Source organism: Propioniciclava sp. (genome assembly GCF_047602245.1).
In the GTDB taxonomy this organism is placed as follows: domain Bacteria; phylum Actinomycetota; class Actinomycetes; order Propionibacteriales; family Propionibacteriaceae; genus Propioniciclava.
In genome coordinates this window covers 105,035-119,019 of sequence record NZ_JASGHT010000001.1, presented here as the reverse complement: position 1 = coordinate 119,019, position 13,985 = coordinate 105,035, and the positions used below count along the sequence as shown (strand labels likewise).

18 protein-coding genes are annotated in these 13,985 nt (G+C 67.8%); 7 read left to right on the top strand and 11 right to left on the bottom strand.

What is annotated here, in order from left to right; translation table 11 throughout:
* Positions 1-55: 55 nt before the first annotated feature.
* The 8 genes from QM708_RS00595 to QM708_RS00560 all read right to left on the bottom strand — a co-directional run bounded on the left by QM708_RS00595 (position 56) and on the right by QM708_RS00560 (position 3,799).
* Positions 56-1,036 carry a Gfo/Idh/MocA family protein gene (locus tag QM708_RS00595; protein WP_415103370.1) on the bottom strand — a complete coding sequence of 327 codons (981 nt, stop codon included), beginning with the start codon at positions 1,034-1,036 and terminating at the stop codon, positions 56-58.
* 104 nt (positions 1,037-1,140) lie between these two features.
* Entirely contained in the window at positions 1,141-1,569 is a 429-nt protein-coding gene (locus QM708_RS00590) for a type II toxin-antitoxin system VapC family toxin (RefSeq protein ID WP_415103368.1), read from the bottom strand.
* Positions 1,566-1,805, bottom strand: coding sequence for a CopG family transcriptional regulator (locus QM708_RS00585; RefSeq protein ID WP_415103366.1), 240 nt, complete (start codon positions 1,803-1,805; stop codon positions 1,566-1,568). Before QM708_RS00585 ends, QM708_RS00590 begins: the two co-directional genes overlap by 4 nt.
* Before the next feature lie 172 nt (positions 1,806-1,977).
* Positions 1,978-2,178 (bottom strand): hypothetical protein, encoded by a 201-nt coding sequence (locus QM708_RS00580; RefSeq protein ID WP_415103364.1) that lies wholly within the window; start codon positions 2,176-2,178, stop codon positions 1,978-1,980.
* Entirely contained in the window at positions 2,126-2,503 is a 378-nt protein-coding gene (locus tag QM708_RS00575; protein WP_415103362.1) for an AAA family ATPase, read from the bottom strand. The genes QM708_RS00580 and QM708_RS00575 overlap by 53 nt, the downstream gene beginning before the upstream one ends.
* A 27-nt stretch (positions 2,504-2,530) precedes the next feature.
* Positions 2,531-3,229: an aspartate/glutamate racemase family protein gene (locus tag QM708_RS00570; protein ID WP_415103360.1), complete on the bottom strand. Its 699-nt coding sequence runs from the start codon at positions 3,227-3,229 to the stop codon at positions 2,531-2,533.
* A 40-nt stretch (positions 3,230-3,269) separates the two neighbouring features.
* The gene (locus QM708_RS00565) at positions 3,270-3,569 is read right to left on the bottom strand and encodes a type II toxin-antitoxin system PemK/MazF family toxin (protein WP_415103358.1); all 300 of its coding nucleotides are present in this window, start codon (positions 3,567-3,569) and stop codon (positions 3,270-3,272) included.
* 2 nt (positions 3,570-3,571) lie between these two features.
* The gene (locus QM708_RS00560) at positions 3,572-3,799 is read right to left on the bottom strand and encodes a hypothetical protein (protein ID WP_415103356.1); all 228 of its coding nucleotides are present in this window, start codon (positions 3,797-3,799) and stop codon (positions 3,572-3,574) included.
* Between the two features lie 236 nt (positions 3,800-4,035).
* Between QM708_RS00560 and QM708_RS00555 the strand changes: the two genes are divergently transcribed.
* Positions 4,036-4,929: an alpha/beta fold hydrolase gene (locus QM708_RS00555; protein WP_415103354.1), complete on the top strand. Its 894-nt coding sequence runs from the start codon at positions 4,036-4,038 to the stop codon at positions 4,927-4,929.
* A gap of 167 nt (positions 4,930-5,096) precedes the next feature.
* On the opposite strand, the gene QM708_RS00550 is transcribed toward QM708_RS00555, so the two are convergent.
* Positions 5,097-6,017: a hypothetical protein gene (locus QM708_RS00550; RefSeq protein ID WP_415103352.1), complete on the bottom strand. Its 921-nt coding sequence runs from the start codon at positions 6,015-6,017 to the stop codon at positions 5,097-5,099.
* A gap of 366 nt (positions 6,018-6,383) precedes the next feature.
* Here QM708_RS00550 and QM708_RS00545 point away from each other — a divergent pair, with 366 nt between their 5' ends.
* Together QM708_RS00545 and QM708_RS00540 are read left to right on the top strand one after the other, a co-directional pair.
* Positions 6,384-6,560, top strand: a complete 177-nt coding sequence (locus QM708_RS00545; protein ID WP_415103350.1) for a hypothetical protein — start codon at positions 6,384-6,386, stop codon at positions 6,558-6,560.
* Positions 6,561-6,765: 205 nt separating this feature from the next.
* Positions 6,766-7,314 (top strand): hypothetical protein, encoded by a 549-nt coding sequence (locus QM708_RS00540; RefSeq protein ID WP_415103348.1) that lies wholly within the window; start codon positions 6,766-6,768, stop codon positions 7,312-7,314.
* A gap of 141 nt (positions 7,315-7,455) precedes the next feature.
* Here QM708_RS00540 and lpdA read toward each other — a convergent pair whose 3' ends face one another.
* Positions 7,456-8,856, bottom strand: coding sequence for a dihydrolipoyl dehydrogenase (lpdA, locus tag QM708_RS00535; RefSeq protein ID WP_415103346.1), 1,401 nt, complete (start codon positions 8,854-8,856; stop codon positions 7,456-7,458).
* Between the two features lie 94 nt (positions 8,857-8,950).
* Here lpdA and QM708_RS00530 point away from each other — a divergent pair, with 94 nt between their 5' ends.
* Entirely contained in the window at positions 8,951-10,477 is a 1,527-nt protein-coding gene (locus tag QM708_RS00530; RefSeq protein ID WP_415103344.1) for a helix-turn-helix domain-containing protein, read from the top strand.
* Here QM708_RS00530 and pdxY read toward each other — a convergent pair whose 3' ends face one another.
* Entirely contained in the window at positions 10,478-11,341 is an 864-nt protein-coding gene (gene pdxY, locus QM708_RS00525; protein WP_415103342.1) for a pyridoxal kinase PdxY, read from the bottom strand. It abuts the gene before it with no gap.
* A gap of 130 nt (positions 11,342-11,471) precedes the next feature.
* On the opposite strand from pdxY, the gene QM708_RS00520 reads away from it, so the two are divergent.
* The 3 genes from QM708_RS00520 (at position 11,472) to QM708_RS00510 (ending at position 13,963) form a co-directional block, all read left to right on the top strand.
* A complete protein-coding gene (locus QM708_RS00520; RefSeq protein ID WP_415103340.1) occupies positions 11,472-12,257 on the top strand; it encodes a glycerophosphodiester phosphodiesterase family protein in 786 nt (261 codons plus the stop codon).
* A complete protein-coding gene (locus QM708_RS00515; protein WP_415103338.1) occupies positions 12,254-13,552 on the top strand; it encodes an MFS transporter in 1,299 nt (432 codons plus the stop codon). The genes QM708_RS00520 and QM708_RS00515 overlap by 4 nt, the downstream gene beginning before the upstream one ends.
* Before the next feature lie 78 nt (positions 13,553-13,630).
* Complete coding sequence (locus QM708_RS00510; protein ID WP_415103336.1) at positions 13,631-13,963, top strand: RNA polymerase-binding protein RbpA; 333 nt, start codon at positions 13,631-13,633, stop codon at positions 13,961-13,963.
* The last annotated feature ends 22 nt before the right edge of the window (positions 13,964-13,985 follow it).

Below are 13,985 nucleotides of genomic sequence, written 5' to 3'. Positions count from 1 at the left end.
TGCATGACGAGGGCGAACCATCCGGCACCGAGGCCGGCCTCGATGGGTGCCGGCGTCACTCCTGCGGGTAGCGCAGGCCGATCTGGGCGCGGATGGCGTCCATGGTCTCGTGGATGCGGACGGTTTCATCGAGTGCCATCCGCGGGCTCTCGGTGAGGCCGGCGGCGACGCAGCGTTCGACCTCCCAGATCTCGAACTCCTTGCCGTGGTGCGCGTAGGGCTGGTCGAAGTCTTCCAGGATGCGGTCGTGTGGGTCGATCAGCCGGAACTTCGATGAGGCGTAGAAGCTGGCCGCCACCTCGATGCGGGCCTGCGTGCCCAGGATGATCGCGGTGTTCGGCCCGCGCAGGTCGAGCGCGGTGTGTAGCAGCGCCTGGACGCCGCCGGCGTAGCTGAGCAGCATCGATGTTTCGGCGTCCACGCCGGTATCGGTCATCCGCGCGGACGCCGTGACCGTGGCCGGGTCACCGAACAGGTCGGAGGCGAAGGCCAGGTTGTAGATGCCCAGGTCGAGCAGGGCGCCGCCGCCGAGCCCGGGATTGCGCAGCCGCTTGCCCGGATCGGGATCGAGCAACTGGCTGTGGTCGGCGACCAGCGAGCGAACCGTGCCGAGCGCGCCGCCGGCGATGAGTTCGCGGATCCGGACCGTGTGCGGCATCCAGCGCGTCCGCATCGCCTCCATGGCGAACAGGCCGGTCTCGCGGGCGAGGTCGCGGACGCGGCGGGCCTGGTCGGCGTTGAGGGCGAGCGGCTTCTCGATCAGCACGTGCTTGCCTGCGCGCAGGGCCAACTCGGCGTTGGCGGCGTGCCACGGGTGCGGGGTCGCGATGTAGATCGCGTCCACGTCTGGATCAGCGGCGAGATCCTCATAGCGGGCGTAGCCGCGGGCGGCGCCGTACTGGGTCGCGAAGGCGTCCGCCTTGTCTTGGGCACGTGACCCGACGGCCTGCAAGGTCGAGCCGACCGCGTTCACGTCGTGCGCGAAGGCGTGCGCGATGCCGCCCAGGCCGAGGATGCCCCAACGAAGTCCGCCCATTTCAGTTGCTCCTCCTGATTGCCCGAATGCCCACCCACAGGCCGATTGCCGCCAGCGCGAGCGCCGCGGCCCAGCCTGCCAGCACCCTAGCGTCCGCTCTGGTGCTATCGACGGTCGGGGTTGATCCAGTCGAGGCCGTCGAAGCGGGCGAAGTCGCTGTCGAAGGAGCAGATGCTGGTGCCGTGCTCGATGGCCAGCGCGGCCAGGTGAGCGTCGGTGGTGAGGTTTCCGCGCAGGTCGCCGTCGATCAGGAGCCGTCCGAGGACGTCGCGGTGGCGGCTTCCCGGTGTGGGTACCCAGGCCTGGTCGGCGTCAAGCCAGTCGGTGATGAAGCTCCATGCCTCGGCTGGGGTCAGTGGGCTCGCGGTCACTCGGGGATGAGTGATGATGCGTTGGAATGCCATCAGGGACGCCCACGGCAGCCCGACGCGTTCGACACCGTTCATCGCCTCGTCCAGCCATGTCCGTGCGGTGGTGTGGAAGTGCGACCGGTCATCGACGGCGTACAGCAGAACGTTGGCGTCGACGATCACCGCGCATCCTCGGCGTCATACTGATCGAGCAGCTCCAGCGTGTCGGCGATGTTGGTGACATCGACCTTCAGCCCGACGGTGGCTGTGCGCTGCTGGAAGCGCGCAGGCGTCTGCTTCTGCGCCAGACCCGCGCGAGCGAGTTCGTTGACGGCCTCACCGAGACCGATGTGGCGTTCCCTGCGCAGCCGCTCGGCTGCTGCAGCGACCTCAGGGTCGAGTCGTACCGTCGTCCTCATGCCACCAAGATAGCACCAAGGATGCGCTTTCTGTGCATCAGTGATGCACGGCATGGTGTCGATGTCAGATGCTCCGCTCGCCGCAGGGGCCGTCGGCTCCCTATCGGCGCAGGCTGCTCCCGGCGAGGTGTCTGCGGATCTGGCATGCGAGGCGCGCGGTGAGTCGAGCGCGTCAGGTCAGGTTGCTCTCGGTGAGGTGTCCGCGGATCTGGCGTGCGAGGGCGTGCAGGTCGACACAGGTGGCGGTGTCGACGGTGATCAGGGGGCCGACGCCCAGCGGGGCGACGGGTTGGCCCCACAGTTCGGCTTGCGAGCGCTGGTTATCGAGGTGCCGGGCGTCCCGCCGGCGCGCGGCGTATCGGTGCTGGACCACCTCGAGGGGTACTTGGCAGCGCACCTCGACAAAGGGCCCAGGCAGCGCGGACACCATCGTGGCGGTGTAGGGAAACCAGGTGCTGTTCGATGACCGCGGCCCGGCAGCCCTGGGCCGCGCGCAGCACGGCGGCGACGGCTGCGCGTCCGATGCGCTGGGACTCCTCGACCGATCCGGGGGCGCCGAGCTGGTCCATCAGGGCTTCCTTCACCTCATCCTTGGCGAGGTAGTCGATGCCCAACTCGTCGGCCAGCGCGCGGGCGAGCGTCGTCTTGCCCGATCCCGGCCAGCCGCCGACCAGCACGTAGCCCCGCACGCTCGCCACCTGACTCACCGCCCGACTCACCTCCGACTAGGGGTGATCGCCGGACGCCGCCGCGAGGGTCGCGTCCACATGGATGGCGGTGGTGGGGAAGACCGGGACGGGGGAGTCCTCGGCGGCGATCAGCAGCTCGATCTCGGTGCAGCCCAGGATGACGCCCTCGGCACCGGCGTCGACGAGGCGTCCGATGATCTCGCGATAGCGCTGCCGGGAGTCCGGGTTGAGGACGCCGAACACCAACTCGTCATAGATGACCGTGTGGACGGTGCGCCGGTCCTCCTCGCCCGGGATCAGGCTACGGACGCCGTGGCGCGCCAGCCGCTCGCGGTAGAAGGGCTGCTCCATCGTGAACGCCGTGCCGAGCAGGCCGACCGTGGAAAGGCCGGACGCCTTGATGGCGCGCGCGGTGGCGTCCACCAGGTGCACGAACGGCACGCTGATCGCGGCCTCGATCTGGTCGGCGACCAGGTGCATCGTGTTGGTGGCCAGGGCGATCACGCCGGCACCGGCGGCTTCGAGGCGGCGGGCATGTTCGGCGAGCAGCCTTCCGGCGGCGTCCCAGTCGCCTCGTGCCTGCATCGCCTCGATCTCGGCGAAGTCGAGCGAGTCGAGCAGGATCGGCGCGGAGTGATGCCCGCCCCGTTCCGCGCGCACGCGCTCGTTGGCCAGGCGATACCAGGCCGCCGACGACTCCCAACTCATTCCGCCCAGCACGCCGATGGTCCGCATGAGGTGACCCTATCGATCCGGTGATGACCAGGCGACGCCGCTAGCGCAGGTCGAAGGCGGTCGCGATCACCTCGGCGAGAGCCGGTTCCTGGTCGGGGTGCAGGAATCCGAGTTGCCGTCCGAGGTCGGCGGCGGGAATCGTGACGATGGTGTCGAGGCTCACCACGGACTCGTGGTCGAGGCCGTTGCGGGCACCCACGGCGAGTTCGGTGGAGAGTCCTCGTACGGTCGAGATGATCGGCGCCACCGTCACGCGCTGCAGGTACGGCCGGACGAGTTCGCGGGTGAGCACCAGCACCGGACGGGTCTTGTCGAGCCGGGCCAGATGGATCGGGCGCATGCTCAGTCCAGGTCGAGGGGCAGCCGTGCGGCATGCTCGGCGAGGCCGTCGAAGTCGTCGCGGGTGCTCTTCAGGATCTCGATGTCGGTCAGTGCAGCCTGGTGGCGCTTCTCGCGTTCGAGGGCGCGGGTGACGACCGCCGCCCGGCTCGCGGCGCGCCCGGCGGCGATCTCGCCGTCGACGAACGCCGCGAGTTCGTCGGGAAGTCTCACGGCAATCTGGATGCTCATACCAAAATGGTACCCAAGTGTCATGCAGTGGGGTAGTGTGGGGGCGAGGGCGACTGCGGTCGGTGGATGCCGGAATCGTCACAGGAATGGCGCTCCGGTCGGGCGTTCTCCTTGATTTGTGTGACGTTTCCGGCAGTTGGCCACCGTCATCCGGCGCACCGGAAGTCCATGGCGTGGCCCTGCGTCGGCAGGCTGCGGGTCGCGACGAGCGACGACCATGGCGAGCGAGGGGAGCGATGGACACGCGAAGGCAGATGCTCCCGTTTTCCTGGGGCGAGGTGTCGTATCTCGAATGGCTCCCTGAGGGCGAGCCGGCCTCCACGGTGCTGCTTCTGCACGGTGGCGGGCTCGACAGTGCGGCATTGTCGTGGGGCGAGGTCGGGCCCGCGCTGGCCGCGGCGGGTCACCGCGTCCTGGCCCCGGATCATCCTGGCTACGGCGAAAGCCCGCCGGCGTGGCCGGCGACCCACGGCCGGCTGGTGGCCTACGTCGGTGAGTTCGTGGACGCCCTCGGCCTGGATCGCTACGTCATCGGAGGGCTGTCGCTGGGTGGGGGAATGGCGCTCGGGCACGTCCTCAGGCGCCCGCGCGGTGTGGCCGGCGTCATCCTGCTGGGCAGCTACGGCCTGATGGATCGCCAGTTCGAGGGCCCGCTCGCCGCGCCGTTGCACGTGGTCACCTGGGTGATGCTGCGCAGCGGCATGCTCGGTGCGGTGATGAAACTGTACGGCGCGAGCCGTACCTTGATGGCGACCAGCGTTCGTGGCCTGATCCGCAACCCTGAGCAACGGACGCCGGAACTGCTCGACGCCATCATGGACGCCGCCCGCGGCTCCAGTTTCGAGGCGTTCGAGCAATGGCAGCGCGACCAGTTCCTGTGGAACCATCTCAACACGAACTACACCGACCGGCTGGGATCGGTCGCATGCCCGGTCCTGATCGTCCACGGCGACCACGACAGCGGCGTCCCCGTCGCCTGCGCCGAACGGGCCGCGGCGCAATTGCCCGACGCAGAGCTGTTGGTCGTCCGCGACGCCGGTCATTGGGTGCAGCGCGACCGCCCGGAGGTCGTGGCGCCCGCGATGAAGGACTTCATCGCCCGCCTGGGCGAGGCGACACCGTCGTCATAAATGACATAATGTGCATTATCGGACAAGGTGTTTGGGTGGGGCGGCGCTGTCCGTGGCGGTCACCCGAGCCTTCGACGGCATCGGGACGCCGAAGGTCAAGACTGCCGCCTGTGGTGAGAAGCTCCGGGTCGGTAGTCCCACCCGGAGCTTCTCACCGCGGATGGCCGTCACTCGTACAGGATGTACTCCGGCTCGGGTCGGAGTGCCATCACCTCATCGGGTGTCATCAGCGGGCCGTGGCGGGCGTCCTCTTCGAAGAACAGTTTGAAGCCGACATGGACGTGCTCCGGCGTCCGATCGACGATGCGCTGCCACGTGGATGTCTTGGCCTTCGGCGTCCCGATACCGTCGATGGACTTCACCAGCACCACGCCTGGATGGGTGGCGAGCTTGTCCTCCTCGGCAACGATGTCGACGTGCAGCTGGTGGTACAGCAGCACCTTCTCGGGCAGGTCGTGCTCGGCCACGAGGCCGGCGACGTAGCGCGCCACCTCGTCCAGCTCCGGGCCGGACGTCCGGCCGAACACCTTGCCCGGCACCTGATCCGGCCCCACGGCCCATTCGGGATCCAGAGCCAGCCCGACCTCCGGTTCGCGGAGCCACCGCTCGAAGTGCTTCACCTCGTCGAGGAACTTCGCCCGGCCGGGCTGGATGTTCAGCAGCAGCATCGCCTGGTGCTTGCGCGCCGTGGCGAGCCAACTCTCGATGATCTCGTCCTTGACGCGGGTGCGGTACATGCCGTCGGATCCGGGAGTGGGATGCACGGTGACGGCGATCAGTTCCATCACGGGCATCAATTTCCGTCCGCGCAGGAAATCCTGGCCCGACTTCTCGATTTCCGCCATGCGTTCATCGATATCGCCGGTTCCGAGCCGGCCCAGGGATGCGGCATCCGGATAGCCCGAATAGCCGAACAGCCGGTACTCCGGAAAGACCGTTCGTCCACCACGCGGCAGTTCGGGTGGACGCGGCGCGGTCACGTGCGCTATGAGCCGCACCACGCCCCACACTCCGAAGATAAGGCCCACGAGAATGCTGAGAATGACGAAGAATCTCGGCTGGACCTGCCAGCGATACTGCCGCTCCATGACAGCAGACTAGGAGTCCGAGTGGCTCAAGCCGCAACGACACGCCTGGCGACAACGCGCGACGCGGCTCCCCCCGGGCTCTCTGCTGCCCCGTCCCGCGCGGCTCGGCGGCAACGAGGGGGCGACCGACGGCCGCTCTCCTTCCGCCGTCGGTAGCTGAGCGTTGGATGAAATCTCCTTCCTATACCTATCCGTGTGATCGATTCCTGAATATGCTCACCAGCTATCTCCCGGCACCACTCCCACCGGAAGAGAATCCCGCCGGAAGGTAATGGCCATGATCTTTCGACGTATTGCCGCGACCGCGGCTGCCGCGGTGATGGCGAGAGCTAGGTTGCCTTCTCTCCGGAGAATCCGTAACAGGTCGTGGATGTCAGCGGATTCCGCACCTTCCGCCAGGTCGACTATGCGGGGTCGTCCTTCGACGGCTCCACGGTCTTCATGGTCGGTGTCCGTGCGCGCTTGCCGATGCGAGCATGCGTCCTTGATGGTCCGAACGGTGGAAGCTGGATCGTCCTCGATGTCGCCCACCGGTGGTACTGATCGCTGAGTGATCAGGGGGACCTCCTCAGGTATCGCCCCCAGCCTTCAGCGTCCTCGCGCACACCCTCAGCGTTCGGTCAGGATCACACCCCCGGGGATAAGTGTTCGTTGAATTCTCTCCCCCGGCTCTTTCAAAGAGCCAGATTCTGGAATATTATTTCCAGTCAAATCCCGGCGCAGTGTTCCCCTCGGGAAAGGAAACGAAATGAAACTACGACGTTTCGCGGCCACCACGGCCGCAGCGGTCATCGCCGTGGCGGGCTCATGGGTCGCCGCCACCCCCGCCCAAGCCATCGTGTGTGAGGCGTTCTGGGGTTCGCTGCCGAAGATTTCGGAAGACTATAACTTCAGCACGGTCACCAACGTGCGCGCCGGCCGGCACCAGTGCTTCGACCGCCTGGTGATCGATGTGTCCGGCCCGGCCGCCGGCTATGCCGTCATGTATGTGGACGAGGTAAGAGGTACCGCCGACCAGGCAGTGCCGCTCGCCGGTGGTGCGAAGCTTGAGGTGTGGGTCAGCGCTCCCACCTACGACGACGACGGTGAGCCCACCTACCGTCCCGCCAATCCCAACCGGATCGTCAACGTGACCAACTACCGCACCCTGCGCCAGGTCGCCCTCGTGGAGTCGTTCGAAGGCCACACGCTCATTGGTCTCGGCGTCCGCGCTCGGCTGCCGATGCGCACCTTCGTCCTCGACGGCCCCGGCGGCGGAAGCCGTGTCGTCGTCGACATCGCACACCTGTGGTACTGAGATCCCCAAGGTGAGCGCATCCCGATAGGGACGCCGCGCTCTCCCCTGTCGCCACCTGCGCATGGATGAGGAAAGCCCCCTCCGGGTCACCGGAGGGGGCTTTCCGTCCCTCAGGGCGCCCAAGGCGACGCGGCGTCCGGATCAGAAGTTGATCATGTGGCCGGCGACGCCTTCGACGGCCTCCTTGATCGCCTCGGACAGGGTCGGGTGCGCGTGGATCGAGCGCCCGACCTCCTCGGCGGTCAGATCCCACATCTGGGCCAGCACCAGCTCGGGCAACAACTCGGTGACGTCGGGCCCGATCATGTGCGCGCCCAGGATCTCGTTGTGCTCGGCGTCCGCCACCACCTTGACGAAACCGGTGGCGTCGCCCAGGCCCCAGGCCTTGCCGTTGGCCGAGAACGGGAACTTGCCGACCTTGACGTTGAAGCCCTTGTCCTTGGCCTGCTGCTCGGTGTAACCGAAGGAGGCGATCTGCGGCTGGCAGTAGGTGGCACGCGGGATCATGTCGTAGTTGATCGCCATCGTCTCCGCACCCGCGATGGTCTCCGAGGCCACCACGCCCTGGGCCTCGGCGGTGTGGGCGAGCATCAGCTTGCCGGTGCAGTCGCCGATCGCGTAGATGCCGGGCACGTTGGTGCGCATGTAGTCGTCGATCTCGATGACGCCGCGCTCGGACACCGTCACGCCGGTGTTCTCCAGGCCGTAGCCCTCCACCCGCGGCGCGAAGCCCATCGCCTGCAACATCTTGTCGGCCTCCAGGACCGTCGCCTCGCCGCCCTTGGCGGGCTGAATGGTGACGCGGACGCCGGCGCCGGTGTCCTCAACGGAGGTGACAGCGGTCGAGGTGAGCACCTTGATGCCCAGCTTCTTGTAGGCCTTGGCCAGCTCGGCCGACACCTCGGGATCCTCGTTGGGCACCATCCGGTCGAGGAATTCCACGATGGTGACGTCGACACCGTAGGAGTTGAGCACGTAGGCGAACTCGGTGCCGATGGCCCCCGAACCGCCGATGATGATCGACGTGGGCAGCGCGTCGGCGAGGATCTGCTCCTTGTAGGAGATGACGTTGGCGCTCCACTGCGTGCCGCGCAGCAGCTTGGTGGTGGCGCCGGCGGCGATGATGCAGTTGTCGAAGGTGACGCGCTGGGTGGAGCCGTCGTTCGCGGCGATGTCGATCGTCTTCGCGTCGGCGAAGGTGCCCCAGCCGTGGAACTCCTGGATCTTGTTCTTCTTCATCAGGTAGTGGATGCCGCCCACCATGCGTTCGGACACCTTGCGCGAACGGCCGAACGCCACGCCGTAGTCGACGCTGATGTCCCCGGAAATACCGAAGGCCTTGGCCTCCTTGGTGACGATGTGCGCAATCTCGGCATTGCGCAGCAGCGACTTGGTCGGGATGCATCCGACGTTCAGGCAGACACCCCCCCAATATTCCTTCTCGATGATGGCAACCTTCTTGCCCAACTGCGCGGCACGGATGGCGGCCACGTACCCGCCCGGACCCGCCCCAAGGACGACGACGTCGAAGTGAGAGCTCATGGCGGTCACTCTATTACTAGGTGCGGGGCGCCGACGACCCTCCCCGTCTCGGCGTCGCGGGGTGTCGCAATGGTGTCCGGTAGACTGGTGCGCTGTGACGTATTCATATCCGGGGATCGGACGCCTGGTCCGCGACGCCCGCCTGCAGCGTGGTCTGGGGCTTCCGCAGGTCGCCGAAGCACTCGATCTGACGAACGCCGAGCTGCGCGAAATCGAGTCCGGTGGCGGCGATGCCGACCTCGCGACGGTGGAACGCCTTGCCGTCGCGCTGCACGATCCGTCGCTCGCCCCGGTGATCCGGCGCACCATGCACCTGCGGATCAAGGGTGGCGCGAAGCTGAACGGCAGCATCGACGTCCGCTCGTCGAAGAACGCCGCCGTCGCGCTGCTGTGTGCGTCGCTGCTCAACCGGGGCCGCACCGTGCTGGAGGGCGTGGCCCGCATCGAAGAGGTCAACCGGATCCTCGAGGTGCTGGAGTCGATCGGCGTCCAGGTGCGCTGGTCGAACGACAAGTCGGAGCTGGAACTCGTCCGCCCCGACGTGCTCGATCTCGACGCGATGGACATCGAGGCGGCGCGGCGCACTCGCAGCGTGATCATGTTCCTCGGCCCGCTGCTGCACCTGCTGCCCGAGTTCCAGCTGCCCTACGCGGGCGGCTGCAACCTGGGCACCCGCACCGTCACCCCGCACATGCAGGCGCTGCACGCGTTCGGTCTCGACGTGAAGGCGACCGAGGGCTGGTACCAGGCGTCGGTGCGCGAGGTGCCGGGCGGCGTCCGTCACATCACGCTCACCGAGCGGGGCGACACCGTCACCGAGAACGTGCTGATGGCGGCTGCGCTCGACCCGGGCACGACCGTGATCCGCAACGCGTCGCCCAACTACATGGTTCAGGATCTGTGCTTCTTCCTGGAGAAGCTCGGCGTCCGGATCGACGGCATCGGGTCGACCACGCTCACTGTCACCGGTGTGGAGGAGATCTCCACCGATGTGCGGGTGGCCCCGTCGGAGGACCCGATCGAGGCGATGAGCCTGATCACCGCCGCCGTGGTGACCGGTTCGGAACTGACCATTTGCCGCTCCCCCATCGAGTTCCTCGAGATCGAGTTGGCGATCCTGGCCGACATGGGCCTGCGCTTCGAGCTGTCGGACGAGTACACCGCCGCCAACGGGCGCACCCGGCTGGTCGACATCACCGTCCACCCCTCCGAGCTGCATGCCGCGGCCGACAAGATCCACCCGATGCCGTTCCCCGGCCTCAATATCGACAACCTGCCGTTCTTCGCGGTGATCGCCGCGGTCGCCGAGGGTGAGACGCTGATCCACGACTGGGTCTACGACAACCGGGCGATCCACTTGGTCGAGCTGAACAAGCTGGGCGCCCGCACCACGCTGATGGATCCGCACCGCCTCGCGGTCAAAGGCCCGACCCGCTGGCGTGCCGCCCAAGAGGTGATCTGCCCGCCCGCGCTGCGCCCGGCGGTCTGCCTGCTGCTGGCCTCGCTCGCCACTCCCGGTATCACCGTGCTGCGCGACGTCTACATGATCAACCGCGGCTACGAGGATCTCGCGAACCGGCTGAATGCCCTCGGCGCGGACATCCAGCCGTTCTTCGACTGATCAGCGCACCCGGGTCGCCTCGAAATGGAATCGCGGGGAGACCAGGTCGTCCTGCGCCGCGACCAGGGCTAGTTCGCGCTGGTCGAGCCCGGTGGTGTGCTCCAGCACCGAGTAGACGATGTCGGCGGTGCGGGTGACGGACGCCTCGAGCGAGCCGGTTTCCAACCACGCCGCCAGGAACATCGACGAGGTCAGGTCGCCCGACCCGGTGAAGGTGCGCTCCAGCAGCGGCGTGGTGACCGCCCAGGCGCCCTCGCCGTTGACCGCGACCATGGTGACCGAATCCGGGTCGGCGCCCTCGACCACCACCGAGGTGACCAGGACCACGTCCGGGCCCTGGGCGCGCAGCGCGTGCGCGGCGTCCACCACCTCCTCCAGGGTGGTCGCCTCGCGGCCGGTGAGGAAGTTCAGCTCGTAGTGGTTGGGCGTCATGATGTCGGCCGAGGCCACCACATGGTCGCGGATGAACTCGGGGATGCCTGGCAGCACGTACATGCCGCGGCCCACATCGCCCATCACCGGATCGCAGCAGTAGATCGCTTCGGTGTTGCGCTGCTTGACCAGCTCGACGATCCGCAGGATCTCCGCACCCATGGCGGGCGCACCCTGATAGCCGGTCAGGACGGCGTCCACGCGCGGCAGCACGCCCAGCTCGTCGATGCCGTCCACCACGTCGCGGACGTCCTCGGGCCGCAGCAGCGGGCCCTTCTTGCTCGGGTAGGAGGTGTTGTTGGAGAAGTGCACCGTGATGACGGGCCACACCTCGCAGCCGAGCCGCATCAGCGGGAAGGTCGCAGCACTGTTCCCCACGTGCCCGTAGGCCACCGAGGACTGGATGGAGAGAATCGTCGTCACGCCCGCCATTGTGCACCGGACGGGCGCCCGGTCCGCGCCATGACCGTACGGTGTGCTTCCCGGCCCGACGCCGTCCGGGGCCGGTATCCCGGTGATGCGGGGCTCGCTGGCTAGGGCCGTTGGCCCTAAGGTGTGCACCATGCGGGCTGATCGCTTCCCCTACTTCGACGCGCGGTTCATCGCGTTCGCTCATCGCGGCGGGTTCTCCCCCACCGCACCACCTGAAGTCGAGAACAGTGTGCGCGCCTTCCGGGGCGCCTGGGATCTCGGGTTCCGCTACCTGGAAACCGACGTCCACCTCACCGCCGACGGCGTCCTGATCGCCTTCCACGACCCCATCCTCGACCACGCCACGGACGGCTCCGGGCTGGTCGCCACGCTGCCATGGCGGGAGGTGTCGCAGGCGCGCATCGGCGGGCTGGAACCGATCCCGCTGTTCGACGAACTACTGGAGACCTTTCCCGAAGCCCGGTTCAACATCGACCTCAAGGCGTCGGCCTGCATCGAGCCGCTGGCCCGGTCGATCCGGCGGCACCGTGCCGAGGAGCGCGTCTGCGTGGCGAGCTTCTCGACCTCGACGCTGCGTGCGTTCCGGCTCCTGGCCGGTCCCCGGGTGGCCACCTCGGCGTCCCCGGTCGAGATCGCCGTGGCCGCCTGGGCGCCGGGGTTGCGCCGCTATTGGCCGATGGCCGGGCAGTCCTTCCAGATCCCCGTGCTCGAGCCGCGCACCAAGGTTCCGCTGATGAAGTCGGGCCTGATCCGGACCGCACGGCGCAAGGGCGCGCGGGTCAACGTGTGGACGATCAACGAGCGCGCCGACATGGAGAAGTTGATCGATCAAGGCGTCGATGGACTGTTCAGCGACGATCTGGTCACGCTGAAGGAGGTCCTGGTGGGACGCGGGCTGTGGCAGGAGCGTCCGTGAACGAGGCGATTTCGCGCCGCAAGGTCTGGGCCTGGGCGATGTGGGACTGGGGCACCCAGCCCCTGAACACCGTCATCATCACCTTCGTCTTCAGCGTCTACATGACCGGCAGCGCGTTCGGCGACACCAACACCACCTCGCTGGCGCTGACGCTGTCCAGCCTGATCGCGGGTGTCGCCGTCGTCGCGATGGCCCCGGTGCTGGGCCAGAACTCCGACCGCACCGGCCGCACCGTGCGCAACCTGCGCTGGCAGACCTGGCTGATCGCGCTGCTGGCCGCCGCGCTCTACTTCGTGCGCCCCGACCCGGCCTACTTGTGGCTCGGGCTAGGCATTCTGGCCGTCGCCACCGTGGTCGGCGAGATCGCGAACGTGAACTACTACGCCCTGATCGAGGAGGTCTCGACGCCCGACAACGTCGGGCGTGTGTCGGGGTTCGGCTGGGGGCTGGGCTACCTGGGCGGCATCGTCGCGCTGCTGGTGCTGAACTTCGGGTTCATCGCCCCCGAGGTCGGCCTGTTCGGGGTGAGCAACACCGATGCGACCGACATCCGGGTGTCGATGCTCGTCTGCGGGGTGTGGATTCTGCTGTTCACCATCCCCACCTTCGTCGCGCTCCGGGACCGGCCGCGGGCGAGCGTCGAGCGGGTCGGCATCGCCGAGTCGTATCGGCTGCTGGGCCGCTCCATCGCGAAGCTGTGGCGCACCAGCCGGCACACCGCCTACTTCCTGCTGGCCTCGGCCCTCTTCCGCGACGGCTTGGCCGGCGTGTTCGCCTTCGGCGCCATCCTCGCCGCGGGCACTTTCGGGTTCAGCCCGGGCAGCGTGATCATCTTCGGCGCGGTCGCCAACGTGATCGCGGGTGTGTCCACCATCGCGTTCGGCTATCTCGACGACCGGATCGGCCCCAAGAAGGTCATCCTGATCTCGCTGGGCGCGCTCGTCGCGCTCTCCTTGGGCGTGTTCTTCCTGCACGACCGGGGCCAGATCGTCTTCTGGACCCTCGGCATGGCGATGACCGCCTTCGTCGGGCCGGCCCAGTCGGCGTCCCGTTCCTTCCTGGCGCGGATCACGCCCGGCGGCAAGGGCGGGGAGATGTTCGGGCTGTACGCCACCACCGGGCGGGTGGCGTCGTTCCTGTCACCGATCATGTTCGGCGGCGGCATCCTGCTCGGTGCCCGGCTCACCGGCGAGACGAACACCCAGTACTGGGGGATCCTCGGCATCGCGATCATCCTGCTGGCCGGCTTCGTGGTGATGCTCGGCGTCCGCGAGGACGGCCACACCGTCGAATGAGAACCCCCGATGGCGCCCCTGGCCGGGAACATTGCGCGCCCCGGTACCGTTGAAGCGTCACCGACGAAGGAGGACGCTATGGCAGACAAGGCACTCAGGGGCCAGGGCCTGGGCTCGAAGAGCCTCGCCGATCCCTCAGGCGTTGAACTCGCGCCTCGCCAGGACACGTCGTTCGACTGCCCGAACGGGCACCATTTCACCATTCCGTTCGCGGCCGAGGCCGACCTGCCGACCGAGTGGGAATGCCCGCGTTGCGGCAAGCCGTCGCGCCGCTCCGACGGCGCCGAGCACGAGGCGAAGCCGACCAAGCCGGTCCGCACCCACTGGGACATGCTGCGCGAGCGCCGCTCGATCGAGGAACTCGAGGACATCCTGGCCGAGCGCCTGGAGGAGATCCGCAAGCAGCCGTGATCCCCGTCACGGCGAGGCTCGG

Excerpts from the sequence above, each read along its gene's own strand:
- QM708_RS00595 (WP_415103370.1), bottom strand. The coding sequence starts at position 1,036 with ATGGGCGGACTTCGTTGGGGCATCCTCGGCCTGGGCGGCATCGCGCAC.
- QM708_RS00585 (WP_415103366.1), bottom strand. The coding sequence starts at position 1,805 with ATGAGGACGACGGTACGACTCGACCCTGAGGTCGCTGCAGCAGCCGAG.
- QM708_RS00570 (WP_415103360.1), bottom strand. The coding sequence starts at position 3,229 with ATGCGGACCATCGGCGTGCTGGGCGGAATGAGTTGGGAGTCGTCGGCG.
- QM708_RS00565 (WP_415103358.1), bottom strand. The coding sequence starts at position 3,569 with ATGCGCCCGATCCATCTGGCCCGGCTCGACAAGACCCGTCCGGTGCTG.
- QM708_RS00560 (WP_415103356.1), bottom strand. The coding sequence starts at position 3,799 with ATGAGCATCCAGATTGCCGTGAGACTTCCCGACGAACTCGCGGCGTTC.
- QM708_RS00555 (WP_415103354.1), top strand. The coding sequence starts at position 4,036 with ATGGACACGCGAAGGCAGATGCTCCCGTTTTCCTGGGGCGAGGTGTCG.
- QM708_RS00550 (WP_415103352.1), bottom strand. The coding sequence starts at position 6,017 with ATGGAGCGGCAGTATCGCTGGCAGGTCCAGCCGAGATTCTTCGTCATT.
- QM708_RS00540 (WP_415103348.1), top strand. The coding sequence starts at position 6,766 with ATGAAACTACGACGTTTCGCGGCCACCACGGCCGCAGCGGTCATCGCC.
- lpdA (WP_415103346.1), bottom strand. The coding sequence starts at position 8,856 with ATGAGCTCTCACTTCGACGTCGTCGTCCTTGGGGCGGGTCCGGGCGGG.
- pdxY (WP_415103342.1), bottom strand. The coding sequence starts at position 11,341 with ATGGCGGGCGTGACGACGATTCTCTCCATCCAGTCCTCGGTGGCCTAC.
- QM708_RS00520 (WP_415103340.1), top strand. The coding sequence starts at position 11,472 with ATGCGGGCTGATCGCTTCCCCTACTTCGACGCGCGGTTCATCGCGTTC.
- QM708_RS00510 (WP_415103336.1), top strand. The coding sequence starts at position 13,631 with ATGGCAGACAAGGCACTCAGGGGCCAGGGCCTGGGCTCGAAGAGCCTC.